At 60.6% G+C, this 16,093-nt stretch carries 13 protein-coding genes and 1 pseudogene; 11 read left to right on the forward strand and 3 right to left on the reverse strand.

What is annotated here, in order from left to right:
- Positions 1-38 precede the first annotated feature (38 nt).
- Together PanNE5_RS07105 and PanNE5_RS07110 are read left to right on the forward strand one after the other, a co-directional pair.
- Positions 39-1,337, forward strand: coding sequence for an MFS transporter (locus PanNE5_RS07105; RefSeq protein WP_261939529.1), 1,299 nt, complete (start codon positions 39-41; stop codon positions 1,335-1,337).
- Positions 1,338-1,435: 98 nt separating this feature from the next.
- Complete coding sequence (locus PanNE5_RS07110) at positions 1,436-3,160, forward strand: ClcB-like voltage-gated chloride channel protein (RefSeq protein WP_410007563.1); 1,725 nt, start codon at positions 1,436-1,438, stop codon at positions 3,158-3,160.
- A 371-nt stretch (positions 3,161-3,531) separates the two neighbouring features.
- Here PanNE5_RS07110 and gyrB read toward each other — a convergent pair whose 3' ends face one another.
- From gyrB to dnaA, 3 genes are all read right to left on the reverse strand, one after another.
- Positions 3,532-6,009 carry a DNA topoisomerase (ATP-hydrolyzing) subunit B gene (gyrB, locus tag PanNE5_RS07115; protein ID WP_017232946.1) on the reverse strand — a complete coding sequence of 826 codons (2,478 nt, stop codon included), beginning with the start codon at positions 6,007-6,009 and terminating at the stop codon, positions 3,532-3,534.
- A gap of 178 nt (positions 6,010-6,187) precedes the next feature.
- Entirely contained in the window at positions 6,188-7,294 is a 1,107-nt protein-coding gene (dnaN, locus tag PanNE5_RS07120) for a DNA polymerase III subunit beta (RefSeq protein ID WP_017232945.1), read from the reverse strand.
- Between the two features lie 240 nt (positions 7,295-7,534).
- Positions 7,535-9,067, reverse strand: coding sequence for a chromosomal replication initiator protein DnaA (gene dnaA, locus PanNE5_RS07125; protein ID WP_261939530.1), 1,533 nt, complete (start codon positions 9,065-9,067; stop codon positions 7,535-7,537).
- An 817-nt stretch (positions 9,068-9,884) separates the two neighbouring features.
- Between dnaA and rpmH the strand changes: the two genes are divergently transcribed.
- From rpmH to PanNE5_RS07170, 9 genes and pseudogenes are all read left to right on the forward strand, one after another.
- Positions 9,885-10,019, forward strand: coding sequence for a 50S ribosomal protein L34 (rpmH, locus tag PanNE5_RS07130; protein WP_010806664.1), 135 nt, complete (start codon positions 9,885-9,887; stop codon positions 10,017-10,019).
- A gap of 61 nt (positions 10,020-10,080) precedes the next feature.
- Complete coding sequence (gene rnpA / locus PanNE5_RS07135) at positions 10,081-10,587, forward strand: ribonuclease P protein component (protein WP_083902298.1); 507 nt, start codon at positions 10,081-10,083, stop codon at positions 10,585-10,587.
- 14 nt (positions 10,588-10,601) lie between these two features.
- A pseudogene (gene yidD, locus PanNE5_RS22930) lies at positions 10,602-10,811 on the forward strand (membrane protein insertion efficiency factor YidD); the annotation flags it as partial.
- A gap of 174 nt (positions 10,812-10,985) precedes the next feature.
- Positions 10,986-12,641, forward strand: coding sequence for a membrane protein insertase YidC (gene yidC / locus PanNE5_RS07145; protein ID WP_017233885.1), 1,656 nt, complete (start codon positions 10,986-10,988; stop codon positions 12,639-12,641).
- Positions 12,642-12,749: 108 nt separating this feature from the next.
- Positions 12,750-14,144 (forward strand): tRNA uridine-5-carboxymethylaminomethyl(34) synthesis GTPase MnmE, encoded by a 1,395-nt coding sequence (gene mnmE / locus PanNE5_RS07150; RefSeq protein ID WP_261939531.1) that lies wholly within the window; start codon positions 12,750-12,752, stop codon positions 14,142-14,144.
- Positions 14,145-14,311: 167 nt separating this feature from the next.
- Positions 14,312-14,491, forward strand: coding sequence for a hypothetical protein (locus tag PanNE5_RS07155; RefSeq protein ID WP_026131941.1), 180 nt, complete (start codon positions 14,312-14,314; stop codon positions 14,489-14,491).
- Between the two features lie 148 nt (positions 14,492-14,639).
- Positions 14,640-14,996 carry a hypothetical protein gene (locus PanNE5_RS07160; RefSeq protein WP_017233882.1) on the forward strand — a complete coding sequence of 119 codons (357 nt, stop codon included), beginning with the start codon at positions 14,640-14,642 and terminating at the stop codon, positions 14,994-14,996.
- A 14-nt stretch (positions 14,997-15,010) separates the two neighbouring features.
- Entirely contained in the window at positions 15,011-15,625 is a 615-nt protein-coding gene (locus PanNE5_RS07165) for a YMGG-like glycine zipper-containing protein (RefSeq protein WP_261939532.1), read from the forward strand.
- 80 nt (positions 15,626-15,705) lie between these two features.
- Positions 15,706-16,089, forward strand: coding sequence for a hypothetical protein (locus PanNE5_RS07170; RefSeq protein ID WP_261939533.1), 384 nt, complete (start codon positions 15,706-15,708; stop codon positions 16,087-16,089).
- Positions 16,090-16,093: the final 4 nt, after the last annotated feature.

Raw genomic sequence — 16,093 nt, forward strand, 5'->3', positions numbered from 1 at the left:
CGTTGTAGCGCCACAATAAAATTACAGGAGACAGAGTAATGCTTACTACAAGCACCGCTCCACAGCGGGTCGCATTTTCGCTTCGAAAGTGGAAGACCGTACTTTTGGCAAGCCTCGGCAGTTCCCTGGAGATGTATGACTTCATCGTATATGGGGTCTTTGCCCGAGAAATTGCCTCTCAGTTTTTCCCCGCATTCGACCCCGTTGTCGCGTTAATCAGCTCATTTGGCGTTTTTGCAGTCGGGTACCTTTCCCGGCCTGTTGGGGCTATTGTCCTGAGCAGCTTGGGAGATCGGCACGGGCGTAAGCACGTGTTCTTGGTGTCGGTGCTAGCGATGTCCGCGTCGACCATAGGAATTGGCCTGCTACCCAGCTACGCGGCGATTGGTATCGCTGCGCCCATCCTGCTGGTGCTGTTGAGACTTGCGCAGGGATTCTTCCTTGCTGGCGAGCTGCCATGTGCAATCACTTACGTGGTCGAAGAGGCACCGCGACGTGCGGGATTCGTCAGTGGGCTGGTGCTTTTCTTCCTCAACAGCGGAATCTTCGTCGCAACGATGACCAACCTGGCTATTCAATCGTCACTGAGCACCGAAGACGTCTATTCGTACGGATGGCGACTGGCCTTTTGCCTGGGCGGACTAATCGGCTTGCTCAGTTATTTTTTGCGCCGATCGCTCGAGGAAACCAAAGAATTCGCTTGCATGCGCACCCACGTTTCCAAGATGCCATTTCGCGAACTGATTACTGGCCATGGCAAAGCGCTGCTTGTTGGTGTCGGCATCTCGAGTGTGGTGAATGCGTCCAACATCATGCTGTTCGTATTCTTCCCAAACTTTGCAGTTAATACGTTGCATTACGCTCCCAGCGTCGTTGGTGCAGCGCAGAACCTCGGTATTGCCTGTCTTTCCGTGTCGATATTGCTTTCGGGTTGGGCGTGTGACCACGTACCTCGACGAATCGTCCACCGGGTAGGTACAAGTATTCTGGTCGCCGGGAGTTACCCGCTTTATCTGGGCTTGGTCTCGGGTGTCGTCGACATTTGGCTTGCGGTTGTTCTCATGGGACTTTGCGGAGGCATCGCAGTCGGTGCATACGCCTGCATCCTTGCAGATCTGTTTCCGACCCGCGTTCGGTTCAGCGGCATCGCGCTGTCACTCAACCTGAGTACGGTGATCTTTACCGGCCTGACGCCCGTGGCCATCACCGGTCTCATGAAGGCTACGAGTAACGCCGCTGCTCCAGGGCTTTACCTCACGATTATCGCGGTTCTCGCATTCATTTTCGGTCTGCAACTCAAGAACACAGGTGGTCAACTCGACCGTCCAGAACGATAACAGTCCCCCCGCACGTTGACGGTGGTCTGCGAATAGAAAGTGCAGATCACCAGCTCAGCGTAGCCCTGGTTGCAGCCCCCTCGCTCTAGAACTCTCCTGTGGATTCCGAAGCTCGTCGTCTAGGCGTACCGATCCTTCTTTTGTGCGCGGCAGCGGTCGGCGCGGCTGGCGCTTGCGCGACGTATGCCTTTCGCGAGGCAATCGGGTACTTGGAGACGATGCTCGGCGGTCGCAATGTCGATGTGGTCGAGTTGGCTATCGGCATGGCTTGGCCAATGAGAGTCTTAACACCAGCACTGGGTGGACTTATTGCGGGCGTTCTTCTGCTCATTGCCAAACGTCGCGCAAAACAAGTCGCGGTCAGTGACTATATGGAGGTCATCTCGGTCGGAGGCGGAATGGTGCCCGTCGAACAAAGCTTATGGAGGAGTACGTCCTCGCTCGTATCCATCGCGACCGGCAGCTCCATAGGCCGCGAAGGAGCCATGGTGCAACTATCTGCACTTTTTGCCTCAATGTTTGGCCGACTTCTGCGGATCACGTCGACACAGTTGTCGTTGCTTGCCGCCTGTGGTGCGGCCGCAGGCGTTTCGTCGGCATACGGCGCCCCAATTGCAGGCACGTTGTTTGTCACGGAATTGTTGTTTGGAACTTTGGCAATGGAGATTTTGGGCCCGCTTCTCGTGGCGGCGGTCGTCGCAAACATCGTCATGCGGGAACTGCCTGGCTATGAGCCTGCCTACGAAATGCCGATGTTCCCCAATATCTCGGGCCCCGAGCTACTGTGGTTTCTCCTATTGGGGGCGATTTCCGGAGTCCTCTCACCACTATTCTTACGGGCGCTGGAGTTGTCAAAGCGCGGCTTCAAGCGTCTGAACCTTCCGCTGCCGATACGATTGGCTCTCGGCGGCCTTGGGGTTGGGGTGCTTTCTATCTGGGTGCCCCAAGTTTGGGGTAACGGATATAGCGTGGTTAACGGGCTGCTACATAGTCATTGGGCATGCAGCACTGTCCTGATGATTCTCTTGTTCAAGGTAATAGCCACTGCCCTTAGCACGGGATCCGGTGCTGTCGGCGGAGTCTTCACGCCAACATTGTTCATGGGCGCTGCTTTCGGATATCTCTTCAGCTCACTGGCCCATACGATATGGCCGGATGTCATATCGGCGCCCGCCGCATACGTAATGGTAGGCATGGGGGCCTTCCTCGCGGCCTCGACACATGCTCCGCTCATGGCGATCCTGATCATCTTCGAAATGACGCTGAACTATGCGGTGGTCTTGCCGCTCATGCTGGCGTGTGTCGTTGCGTACTTCGTAGCTCGCTCAAGCGCCCAGATGCCGATGTATGAAGTAGTCGCCAAGCGGCGCCTTGATGCCGACCGCCGGCTTCGTCTGCGTTCCGCGCGCATGCTCGAATTGATCCGTCCGACTGAAACAGTTTTAACTCTCGACGCAACGTTCGAAGACACATCGAAAGTGTTTCTCGCGCATCCGGTGAAGTACATCTACGTCTTGGACGAAGCGAAGGCGTATGTTGGAGTCGTGACGTTTCAGGACATCGCTTCCGCGCTAAAGAATGACCCAGAGTCGCACGGACAGGCCGTGGCGACTTTGGTCCGTACTCGGGAGCTTGGCATCATCACGCCGGACATGTCGCTGCCAGATGCACTCCAGCACTTCGCTCAGCATCCAGGCGAGCGGCTTCCCGCCGTTGACCCCACAACGCGAAAGCTCCTTGGTGTGGTGCACAAATCAACACTTCTTGAGGCGTGCATGCAGCTTACGGACCTTGGGGCATTCAAGCCCCCCTCCCCCTTGTAGGTCGGCAAACCGGAAGCTAGCGATATTGACCTTCAACCGATTTCGTAGGCGGGATCGGACCGATGCACGAATGAGCCGGAGTCCGTCTCGCCTTCGATGCGGCGGGCCGATGCCAGTTTTTGACGCCCCACGCCCGGAGCAAGGACGAAAAAAAAGCACCAACGCTTTCGCGTAAGTGCTTGATTTCCAACCACAGGAATCTCTGGTGGGGCGTGAGTGACTCGAACACTCGATCTACGGACTAAGAGTCCATAAACCTGACAATTGACCTCGCAACGACAAACCTAGGGCAGTCGCGACAATTTCGTCGCTTAGTCGCAAAACTGTGGCGCCAGTCGCACATACTCTGGCGCCCTACGGCTACAACACCATCAAACATCAATATTCCCAGCCCGCAACGCATTCGACTCAATAAACGCGCGACGCGGTTCAACATCATCACCCATCAACGTGGTGAAGATCCCATCCGCAGCGATCGCGTCTTCGATCTGCACGCGCAGCAAGCGGCGGACGGTCGGGTCCATCGTGGTGTCCCACAGTTGCGCCGCGTTCATCTCGCCCAGCCCCTTGTAGCGCTGCTTCGAGACGTTGCGCTCCGCATCCGCCATCAGCCACTTCATCGCCGCCTTGAAGTTCGACACCGACTGTGACTTCTCGCCACGTCGAATCGTCGCCCCTTCACCGATCAAGCCCTTGAACGTTTCCGCCGTCTTCTGCAACTGCGCATAGTCCGCCGTTTGCAGGAAGCCCTGGTCGATCACGCTCAGCTTCACGTTGCCATGATGACGACGCTCCACGCGCAATGCCGCCACCGGTTCCGCATTCTCGACGTCTTCCATCACCGCCGTAATCGTGATCTCCGGTGCCAACGGATCGTCGCTCAGCGCCGCCTGCAACGCCGCAGCCGTGCGCTTCGCCGCTTCCTCGTTGTCCAGCTGGATCTCCACGCCTTCCGTCACCGCGGTGAGCACCGACGCCTCGTAAATCCGGCTCAGACGATCGATCACGCCATCGGCCAACTGGTAGCTGCGCGTCAACTCGCCCAGCGCATCGCCAGCAATCGGCGCTGCCCCCGTCGACGGCGTCAGCTCGGCATTGTTCATCGCCAGCTTCAACATGTACTGCGCCAGCTCGCCTTCGTCCTTGATATAACGCTCGTCCTTGTTGTGCTTGACCTTGTACAGCGGCGGTTGCGCGATATACACATACCCACGCTCAATCAGCTCCGGCACCTGACGGTAGAAGAACGTCAGCAACAACGTGCGGATGTGCGCGCCGTCCACGTCAGCATCGGTCATGATGATGATGCGGTGATAACGCAGCTTGTCGATGTTGTAATCGTCCTTGCCGATGCCGCAACCCAACGCGGTAATCAGCGTCACGATCTGCTCGCTCGAAATCAGCTTGTCGAAACGCGCCTTCTCAACGTTCAGCACCTTGCCGCGCAACGGCAAAATCGCCTGGAACTTACGGTCGCGCCCCTGCTTCGCCGATCCGCCCGCCGAGTCGCCCTCGACCACGTAGATCTCGCACAGCGCCGGATCCTTCTCCTGACAGTCCGCCAGCTTGCCAGGCAGACCCACACCGTCGAGTACGCCCTTGCGACGCGTCATCTCGCGTGCCTTGCGCGCCGCATCGCGCGCCCGCGCCGCTTCAACGATCTTCGAGCAAATGATCTTCGCGTCGTTCGGCGTCTCCTGCAGGAATTCGTCGAGCGCCTTCGCCACGTACTCTTCCACCGGCGCACGCACTTCCGACGACACCAGCTTGTCCTTCGTCTGCGACGAGAACTTCGGCTCCGGCACCTTCACCGACAACACGCACGTCAAACCCTCGCGCATGTCGTCGCCAGTCGTCTCGACCTTGGCCTTCTTCGCCAGCTCGTTCTCGTCGATGTACTTGTTGATCACGCGCGTCATCGCCGCACGCAAACCGGTCAAGTGCGCGCCGCCATCTCGCTGCGGAATATTGTTCGTGAAGCACAGCACCGTCTCGTTGTAGCTGTCGTTCCACTGCATCGCAACTTCCACGCCGATACCGTCGCGCTCGCCCGTCACGTGGAAGATCGTCGGATGCAAGACGGTCTTTGTCTTGTTGATGTACTCGACGAAGCCCTTCACGCCACCGCCAAACGCGAAATCGTCTTCCTTGCCCGTGCGCAGATCCGTCAGGCGAATACGCACACCGTTGTTCAGGAAGGACAGCTCGCGCATACGCTTGGCGAGAATGTCGTAATGAAATTCGACCTTGCCGAAGATCGTTTCGTCCGCGAGGAAGTGCACCTCGGTGCCACGCTTGTCGGTGTCGCCCAGCAGCTTCAGCGGCGACGTCTCAACGCCGTCAATCACCTCAAGCTCGCGGTTCTGCGGCACGCCCTGGTGGAACTCCATGAAGTGCTTCTTGCCGTCGCGACGCACGGTGAGCTTCAGGTATGTGGACAATGCGTTCACACACGACACGCCCACACCGTGCAAACCGCCCGACACCTTGTAGCTGTTCTGGTCGAACTTGCCGCCCGCGTGCAGTTCCGTCATCACGATTTCCGCCGCGCTGCGCTTCGGCTCGTGCTTGTCGTCGAACTTGATCCCCGTGGGAATGCCGCGACCGTTGTCCGTCACGGAAATCGAATTGTCCGCGTGAATGATCACGTGGATGTCGTCGCAGTAACCGGCAAGCGCCTCGTCGATCGAGTTGTCCAACACCTCGAATACCAGGTGATGCAGGCCCGTGCCGTCCGACGTGTCGCCAATGTACATGCCGGGACGCTTGCGCACAGCCTCCAGACCTTCAAGGATCTGGATGGAGGCTGCACCATAGCCGCTATCGGCCTGCTTTTGCTGTTCGCTCATGACAATCTTCCGGTTACTGCGTCATTGACTGACGAATTACTGCTTCATGACCTGCCCCCTCCGCGCGCCATCGGCGCCGCAAAGGCGGCTTATCCCGCAAAAGGATAATTCTCTAGAAACGCCAAAGGGGCGCTCGGCCCCTTCGCGCATGTGACGGCGCGTACGGCGGAATATCCGCTCAAATGCGCATCGGCATCACGACATACTTGAATTCGTCGTTGTCCGGCAAGGTGATCAACGCGCTCGAATTGGCGTCGCCCAGACTCACCTTCACCTGTTCGACCTTGAGGTTCGACAACACGTCGAGCAGGTACGTCACGTTAAAGCCGATATCCACCGACTCGCCCGTGAAATCGATCTCGATCTCTTCCTGCGCTTCCTCGTTTTCCGTGTTGTTCGCGCTGATCTTCAACAGGTTGTCGCTGACCAGGAAACGCACACCCTTGAATTTGTCGGACGTGACGATCGCCGCACGCTGCAACGAACGATGCAACTCTTCACGGCTGATGACGAAGCTCTTGTTATACCCCTTCGGGATCACGCGATTGAAATCGGGGAACTTGCCCTCGACCAGCTTCGATACCAATTCGACGTTCGCAAAGCAGAACTTGACCTGGCTCGGCGCCACGTCGATCTTCACCGGATCGTCGATGTCCTCGAGCAAACGCTGCAATTCGAGAATCGTCTTGCGCGGAATGATGACTTCCTGACGCGCGAACTTTTCGCCGGCAATCGTCGTGTTGCAGTACGCCAGACGGTGACCGTCCGTTGCGACCGCTTCGATCTTCTCGCCCTCGACCACGAGCAGCATGCCGTTCAGGTAGTAACGGATGTCCTGCTGCGCCATCGCGAAGTGCACCATGCCCAACAGTTGGCGGAACGCACGCTGCGGCAGCGAGAAGCTCGCGGCGTAGTCCTTGGCCTCGGCCACCGTCGGGAAATCTTCCGCCGCCAACGTCTGCAACTGGAAACGGCTCTTGCCCGCCTGCACCGTCAGACGCTTGTCCGAGAGCGACAGCGCCACTTCGGCGTCGGGCATGTTGCGCAGAATGTCGAGCAGCTTGCGTGCCGCCACGGTCGTCGCCACGTCATCGGCGCCGGCACCGCAGTCGGCGGTGGTCGTGATCTGCAACTCAAGGTCGGTCGACAGGAAGGAAATGTCCTGTCCGTGCTTGCGAATGAGCAAATTGGCCAGGATCGGCAACGTGTGGCGACGCTCGACGATGCCACTCACAATTTGCAGCGGCCGCAGCAGATTGTCTCGTTGAGTTTTGACCAATTGCATATTTATCCTTCGTAGTAACTGTTAACGGGTGCCAGTTTCTGCTGAAAACCCGAAGATTCCCTTATCGATCAAGTGCTTGCAGAAGGGATAACAGGGCGGAAAACGCTGTGGACGAACCGGGGACGCTTTGTGCGCCGACCCGCTATTGTGCCCGAAAACGCCAGTTTCCCCCAAACCGCCCCCCGCTTATCCACAGGGATGCCGGCGACCCCGCCCGCCACCCCGCGCATCCGCCCGGCTTTACCCCTTGAGCGTCTGCTCCAGCACGTGCAACTCATGATTGAGCTGCGCATCCTTGCTGCGCTCTTCTGCGATCTTGCGTACCGCGTGCAGCACCGTCGTATGGTCGCGCCCGCCAAACAGTTCGCCGATTTCCGGCAGACTCTTCTGCGTCAGCTCCTTCGCCAGATACATGGCGATCTGCCGCGGTCGTGCAATATTGGCCGGGCGCTTTTTCGAATACATGTCCGCGACCTTGATATTGTAAAAATCGGCCACGGTCTTTTGGATGTTTTCGACAGAAATCTGACGATTCTGAACCGTCAGCAGATCTTTCAGCGCTTCCTTCGTCAGTTCGATGGTGATCTCGCGACCGTGGAACTTCGAGTAAGCCAGGATCTTGCGCAGCGCGCCTTCCAGCTCACGCACGTTCGAGCGCAGATGCTTGCCGACGAAGAACGCCACGTCCTCCGACAGCCCCACGCCCTCGACCTGCGCCTTCTTGATGAGAATGGCCACACGCATTTCTAGCTCGGGGGGCTCGATGGCCACCGTCAACCCGGAATCGAAGCGCGAAATCAACCGGTCGTCAATGCCGGTGATCTCCTTCGGATACGTGTCGCTCGTGATGATCACCTGCGCACGGTTCGCGATAAGCGCCTCGAAGGCGTAGAAGAATTCTTCCTGCGTACGACTCTTGCCCGAGAAGAACTGAATATCGTCGATCAGCAACAGATCGAGCGAGTGGTAGTAGCGCTTGAATTCGTCGAATGCCTTGCGCTGGTAGGCCTTGACCACGTCGGACACGTACTGCTCGGCATGGATGTACCGGATGCGCGGATTCTGCTTCTCGGCCAGCAACTGGTTGCCGATGGCGTGGATTAAGTGGGTCTTACCCAGGCCGACGCCGCCGTAAAGGAACAACGGGTTGTACGACGTGCCGGGATTGTTCGCGACCTGGATCGCCGCGGCGCGCGCGAGCTGATTCGACTTACCGGTCACGAAATTGTCGAAGGTCAGCACGGGATTGAGCTTCGAGCGCTCGTAGATCGACTCGACTTCTCCCAATTGCACCGGCTCTTGCGGCGTCACCCGCCAATTGCGGCGCACCGCGTCGGCCTCGCTCGCTTCCAGATCGGGGCGCTCACCGTCGAGCGACGCCGAATCGGCGCCACGACCGCCGTTCGCGGGAGCCTGCGACGCGGCCACGGCCGGATTCGCACGCGCGCCGCCAACGGGCGCCGGGGCAGGCGCCGCGCTCGGCGCAGGCGGGGGGGCGGGGGTCGACGAAGGCACGCGCATGCCAGCCTTCGGATCGAGCACAAACGTTACTTCGATCGGCGCATTCCAGAAGTCCGACGCCATGCTCTGGATTCGCCCGGAGAACTGGCTCTTCACCCAATCGAGCTTGAAGCGATTGGGTGCGCCGATCTTGAGCGTGCGCGCCTGTTCATCGAAGTCGAGCGGCGCCAGCGGTTTGATCCAGGTACGGAATTGCTGGGGCGTCAGCTCTTGTTCGAGACGTGTCGCGCAGTGTTGCCAGAAGTCATTCATGCAGGGCGTATCCAGGTGGCGCGGGCGCTCGTCCGACTCGTTCGGCCGACGCTCATGCCACCCACTATCCGATACATCAGACATGGGGGCAGAACGTCGCAAACCAAGCCGGCGATCCCGTTCCAGAGCAACGCTCGGACGGGCACGACCGGCCGGGGTCGAGTCAGACCGGCGGCGCATTGCAGGCACCCGGCAAACCACGAACCATGGCGCTGCGTTCGGGTTTTGCCTCGCGCGTACGGCCGGTGTCGGCGCGCGCAGACGACAAAACCCGGCGCGCTGTCCACATGGCGGCGTCACCGGTACTCTGCTGGGAAAAAAAATGATGGGGGATTTTACCGCCAAAGCGTTGGCAAAGCGAGTTATCCACAGGAATGCCCACAGCGCCGGCGTCTCCGGGCGGGCGGGCCGCGTTAACCCGCCTGACTTCGCGCCATCCCTGCATAAATGCCCAGCAAATACGACGATTTGCCGCGACCGCCGGGATATCTTCGTCGTCAGGTGTTTCCCTATCGGCAGAAATCAGCGATTCAAGCGATTTCAGCCATCATCGACCGCCGGAAGGCCGCTGGCTGGCGGATCTCCGCCGGCGACGGTGCCGGTCGCGTACCGGCGTATCGCGTGTCATGGCTAACCTATTGACACACAACGGAAAAGCCGATTAAATAGCGGGTTCGTTAGAAAGATAACCGGATTCTATCCAACTCCCGACGGCTGGGTCGCGCGTGAAAGTCCTTGAATTTGCAGGTTTTCACGGTGTCCATGTGGCGTTTCACGATGCTGCTGCGCGGGAATTTTTTCACACAGTGAGTGCATCATGAAACGTACATTTCAGCCTTCCGTGACGCGCCGCAAGCGCACCCATGGCTTCCTGGTTCGCATGAAGACCCGTGGCGGCCGCAAGGTCATCGCCGCTCGTCGCGCCAAGGGCCGTAAGCGCCTGGCCGTCTAATCGCGGTTCTCGGTCGTACCGCGGTTTGCGCGTCAAATCCGCAAGGCGCGAAGTCCCGGCAATGGGGTTTCCCAAAGCTGCGCGACTTCTCAAAACGGATGAGTTTTCATCCGTTTTTAGTTTGCGTCCTTTGCGCCGCAGCGCGCACTTCGTGTTGTATATGCGTTGGCGCGAGTCTGCGCCGGACGCCCTTGTCGATATCGATGCCACGCCTCATGAGGGCCGCATCGGTATTGTCGTCGGTAAGAAGCACGCGCCCCGCGCGGTCACTCGCAACCTGATCAAGCGTCAGGCGCGCGAGATGTTTCGCCAGCGCCGCACCGCGCTGGCCGGCTGGGACTTCGTGCTGCGACTGACCCGGCGCTTCGACAAGGGAACGTACACGGCGGCGGCCGCGCCAGTGTTGAATACACTGTGCCAGGCCGAATTCGCGCAGCTCTTCGACGCGGCAGAGAAAGCCGCCCGCAAGCGCCGCACGACCGACGCCAAGACAGAAGGTAGTGAGTCCTACACGGTAGCGCCCGACCCCGGGCATGCGCCGCCCAACCGGCCACTTCGGCCGGACTGACAGGCGGAATCGAGATGCGAAGCGTGCTGTTGTTGCTCCTGCGCGGTTACAAGCTGGTGATCAGTCCCTGGCTGGGAAACCGTTGCCGCTTCCATCCGAGCTGCTCCGACTACGCACGCGAGGCCATCGTCGAACACGGTGCCGGTTACGGCACTTATCTCGCGGCCCGGCGTCTATGTCGCTGTCATCCGTTTCACCCCGGCGGCTTCGATCCTGTACCGCCGGCTCGACACGTCTGTCACGCTCCCGATAACACCGACCAAGGCGCCGCCGATACGGCCGCCGGAAGCGGTACGTCGAGAGCCAGACAGACGGTCTCGTCCGGGCCTGCGGCCGCATCGGCAGTTACGCGCCGCGCGCCGGGCCATTCCTGAGTTTCGTCCACCACGAGTTACCGCATGGACATCAAACGCACCGTTCTCTGGGTCATTTTCGCGCTGTCTGTCGTGATGCTTTTCGACAACTGGCAACGCGCCAATGGCCATTCGTCGCTGTTCTTCCCGACGCCCGAGGTCTCCGCCCCGGCCGCCAAGGGCGGAAGTCCGACGCCGGCCAACGACCTGCCACAAGGTGCCAACGCGGCGCCCGCGGCGGGGAGTGCCCCGGGCAACGCACCGGCCGCTGCCGCTGCGCAGAATGTCCGCATCACGACCGACGTCTATGACGCCGACATCAGCGCGCAAGGCGGCACCGTGTCGTTCCTGGCGCTCAAGCAATGGCCCGACGCCACCGAGGCCGACAAGCACGTGGTGTTGTTCGACAACACGCCGAGCCAGCAGTATTACGCTCGCACGGGTCTGATCGGCGGCGACTTCCCGAACCACAACGACATCTTCACGCAGGTGCCGGGCCCGACCACGATGACGGGCGACACACTGACCGTGAAGTTCGAATCGCCGGTCAAGGGCGGCCTGCAGTTGGTGCGTGCTTACACGTTCCATCGCGGCAGCTACGTGATCGACGTGTCGAACACGATCGTCAACAAGTCCGACGCCGCCATTCAGCCGACGCTGTACATGGAACTGGTGCGCGACGGCCGTGAGATCAGCGGCGCGAAGTTCTCGCACACGTTCACGGGCCCGACGGTCTACAGCAGCGACGAGAAGTTCCAGAAGATCACGTTCAGCGACATCGACAAGGACAAGGCGAAGTACGTCAAGCAGTCGAGCGATGGCTGGATCGGCATGGTGCAGCATTACTTCGCCACGGCCTGGATTCCGAAGGAAGGCGCCAAGCGCGACAACTACATCGGCAAGCTGGACAACGGCCTGTATCGCGTGGGCGTGAAAGAACCGCTCGCGAGCATTCCGGCCGGTGGCAGCGAGACGGTCGATGCGCGCTTGTTCGCCGGTCCGCAGGAAGAGCACATGCTCGAGCAGATTGCGCCCGGCCTGGAGCTGACGAAGGACTACGGTTACTTCACGATCCTCGCCAAGCCGCTGTTCTGGCTGCTCTCGAAGCTGCATGGGCTGATCGGCAACTGGGGTTGGGCGATCATTGCCGTGACCGTGATCATCAAGCTGGTGTTCTTCCCGCTGTCGGCCGCGAGCTACAAGTCGATGGCGCGCATGAAGGAAATCACGCCGCGGATGCAGGCACTGCGCGAACGCTACAAGAGCGATCCGCAGAAGATGAACGCGGCCCTGATGGAGCTGTACAAGACCGAGAAGGTCAATCCGTTCGGCGGCTGTATTCCGATCGTGATCCAGATTCCGGTGTTCATTGCCTTGTACTGGGTGCTGCTCTCGTCGGTGGAAATGCGCGGTGCGCCGTGGTTGGGCTGGATTCATGACCTCTCGACGCAGGATCCGTATTACATCCTGCCGGTGCTGATGGCCGTGTCGATGTTCATCCAGACGCGTTTGAACCCGACGCCGCCGGATCCGATGCAAGCCAAGATGATGATGTTCATGCCGCTCATCTTCTCGTTCATGTTCCTCTTCCTGCCCTCGGGCCTGGTGCTGTACTACGTGGTCAACAACTCGTTGTCCATTGCGCAGCAATGGTCGATCAACCGAATGCTCGGCAACAAGAAGGAAAAGAAGGCGGCCTGACGTATTCCGGTCCGACCGTCTGACTGACACAGCCGCCCGCGAGTCTCTCGCGGGCGGTTTTGTTTGGTACATGTCAAAATTAGCCTCTGATTTTCAAAGAACCGTGCCATGAGCGCCACTGTCTCCGCCGTCCCGATTGCTGCCATTGCCACCGCCCCCGGACGCGGCGGAATCGGCGTGGTGCGGGTGTCCTTCGGCAAGCATCGCGGCGACGCCGTGCAGCGTGTGATCGCGCGTCTGGTCGGGCAGCCGCTCAAGCCGCGTCATGCGTCGTATCTGCCGTTTCTCGATGCCACCGGCGAGGCGCTCGATCGCGGCATCGCGCTGTACTTCCCCGGCCCGAATTCATACACGGGCGAGGACGTGCTGGAGTTGCAGGGTCACGGCGGACCGATCGTGCTGCAGCTGCTGTTGCAGCGGTGTCTCGATGAAGGGGCAGAACTGGGCGTACGCCTGGCGACGCCGGGCGAATTTACGCATCGCGCGTTTCTGAACGACAAGCTCGATCTCGCGCAAGCGGAGGCCGTGGCCGATCTGATCGAAGCGAGCACCGAGGCTGCGGCGCGCTCGGCGAGCCGGTCGCTCGACGGCGCGTTCTCGCGTGAAATTCATTCCCTGGTGGATCTGGTGATTCATCTGCGCATGCTGGTCGAGGCTACGCTCGACTTCCCGGAAGAGGAAATCGACTTTCTGGAGGCAGCCGATGCCTTTGGGCAGCTCGAGCGGATTCGCGCGCAACTGGCGCGGGTGCTGTCGCAAGCGCGGCAGGGCGCGTTGCTGCGCGAGGGGATCAATGTGGTACTGGCGGGGCAGCCGAATGTGGGCAAGTCGTCGTTGCTCAACGCGCTGGCCGGTGCGGAGCTGGCCATCGTCACGCCGATCGCCGGGACCACACGCGACAAGGTGCAGCAAACGATTCAGATCGACGGCATTCCGCTGCACATCATCGACACGGCGGGTTTGCGCGAAACGGAGGATGAAGTCGAGCGCATCGGCATTGCGCGTAGCTGGAGCGAGATCGCGAAGGCGGACGCCGTGCTGCATTTGCTCGACACGCGCACCGGCATGACGCCGGAAGACCAGATCATCGCGAAGCAATTGCCGAAGCATGTGCCCATCGTGCGTGTGTACAACAAGACGGATCTGGCGGGCGAGCCGGCGACGGTGTTGCCGAAAGAGGGCGCGGCGCCGCTCGGCGTGCGGCTATCGGCAAAGGGCGGGCAGGGGATCGATCTGCTGCGCGCGGAGCTGCTCAAGATTGCCGGTTGGCAGGCGGGCAACGAGGGGGTGTTTCTCGCGCGCGAACGACATCTGTCGGCACTGCGCGCGGCCCGCGACCATATCGAGATGGCGGACGCACATGCGCGCCGCAATGCGAGCGCGCTCGATCTCTTCGCCGAGGAGTTGCGCCTCGCGCAGGAGCAACTCAGCACGATCACCGGCGAGTTCACGTCGGACGATCTGCTCGGGGTGATTTTCAGCCGGTTTTGTATTGGGAAGTGATGGGGGCTTTGGGCGAGTTTTGTAAACAGGGCAATCGAATGACACAAACGGGGGAATCGCCAATTCAATACCCCCTTTCATCGGTTCATTGCGGAAAGCTGCGAGGGTTTCGCGGCAATGGATAAACTGACGCCGATATGGATGGAGTGGGGAGAATGACTTCATTCATGACCCTCACCGATGATCTCGTGCTGCAACCGCACCTTAATACGTATCGCTATGTGCCCCTGCCGGGTGGAGGCTTGGCAGCGACCAGCATCGCCACCATCGAGCGTCAGATGGATCCCATCGTTGTGCCGTCCCATAGAAAACGTAATGCTTTGAAACACTTCTCACAGGCGTCGTAATTGCTCCGTCGGGGCGACGGGCCTAGACTGGAAATCATCAACTCCCGGGCGGCGTTGCGTCTCGTCGGGTCACATTCCCCTCGTTGACGACACGCGTACGCGAGGCGGAATCCACCGCGCCCGGCGTTCGTATTTCGAGGTCAGTGTCGTGAAACGTCTTCCTGTTGTCCTCGGCTTTGGCGTCGTCGCCGTGGCCGCTGCCATGGCCAGCAGCAGCGCGCTCGCCTGGCATGGCGGTGGTGTGCGTGTCTGGGTCGGCCCCGGCTACTACCCGTACGGCTATCCCTACTATCCACCTGCGCCGTATTACGCCCCCCCCGTTGTCGTCGTTCCCAGCCAGCCGCAGCAGTACATCGAACAACCGCAACCCGGCGCCCAAGGCGACCCGTCCGGCGCGAACAGCGACACCTGGTACTACTGCGACAAGGCCGGCGCCTACTACCCCTACGTGAAAACGTGTCCGGCCGGATGGCGCGAAGTGCCCGCGCAACCGGCGTCGAACTGATCGGGAGACGCACCATGTCATTCGAATCGTCAGTCTCCCGAGCGCGTCATCGGTCGGTTGCCTCGCCTCAATCGCCCCAAGCAACGCCCGCCACCGGACGCAAGCGGCGCGCGCAACGTCTCACCGCGCCGCTGGCCATCGTCATCTCCGCCGCGACGCTCGCAGGATGCGCCGTGGTGCCCACCGGCCCAAGTCTCATGGCGTTACCCGGCACCGGTAAATCGTTCGACCAGTTCCGTCGCGACGATTTCAACTGCCGTCAATACGCCTCCGGCCAGAACGGCGGACTCGATACCGCCACCGCCGCCAACAACAGCGCCATCGGCAGCGCCGTCCTCGGCACGGCCATCGGCGCGGCCGCCGGCGCAGCCTTCGGCGGCAGCTCTGGCGCCGCCATCGGTGCCGGGGCGGGCCTGCTCACCGGGAGTGCCGTCGGCATGGGCAACGCGCAATCGTCTGCATACGTCACCCAAAGCCGCTATGATCAGGCCTACGTTCAGTGCATGTATGCGGCCGGCAATCGTGTCCCGGTTCGCGGCGACATGATGATGCCGCCCCAACCGGTGCAGCGCTATGCGCCACCGCCGCCACCGCCCCCGGGCTGGAAGCCCCCGCCCGGCAGCTACTGATTCCATAAAAATGACGTGATCCCGACGTCGCCCCGGCATGTGCTGTCGGCGACGTTGCATCGCTCTGCCCGAGACACTTGATGACCCACGATTCCACCGGCCAACGTACGCTCAACACGCCCGTGCTGCAAACCTCCCGCCGGGTGATTCTGCCCGCCATCATCGTCTCCGTCTGCGCCACGTTCATGCTGACGACGCACGCTCACGCACAGAACACCCCCTCAGCAGCCAACCCAGGCAATGCAACGACGTCGGCCGGCGCCAGCGGTGCCACGGGATCGGGCGTCTTCAATCCGAGCGCCGACATCTCGCGCGCCATCTCCCACGACACCGCCGATACCGCCATCCAGAACAACTGGAACAGCATCATGCATCCGCCCGTGCAGGCCAAACCCCAAGAGAAACCGGCGGAGTCGCCCCGCCGCGGCCGTCGCGGCATCACCCCCACCATCTCGACCAATTGACGGA

The organism is Pandoraea sp. NE5 (genome assembly GCF_024363545.1).
GTDB lineage: Bacteria > Pseudomonadota > Gammaproteobacteria > Burkholderiales > Burkholderiaceae > Pandoraea > Pandoraea cepalis.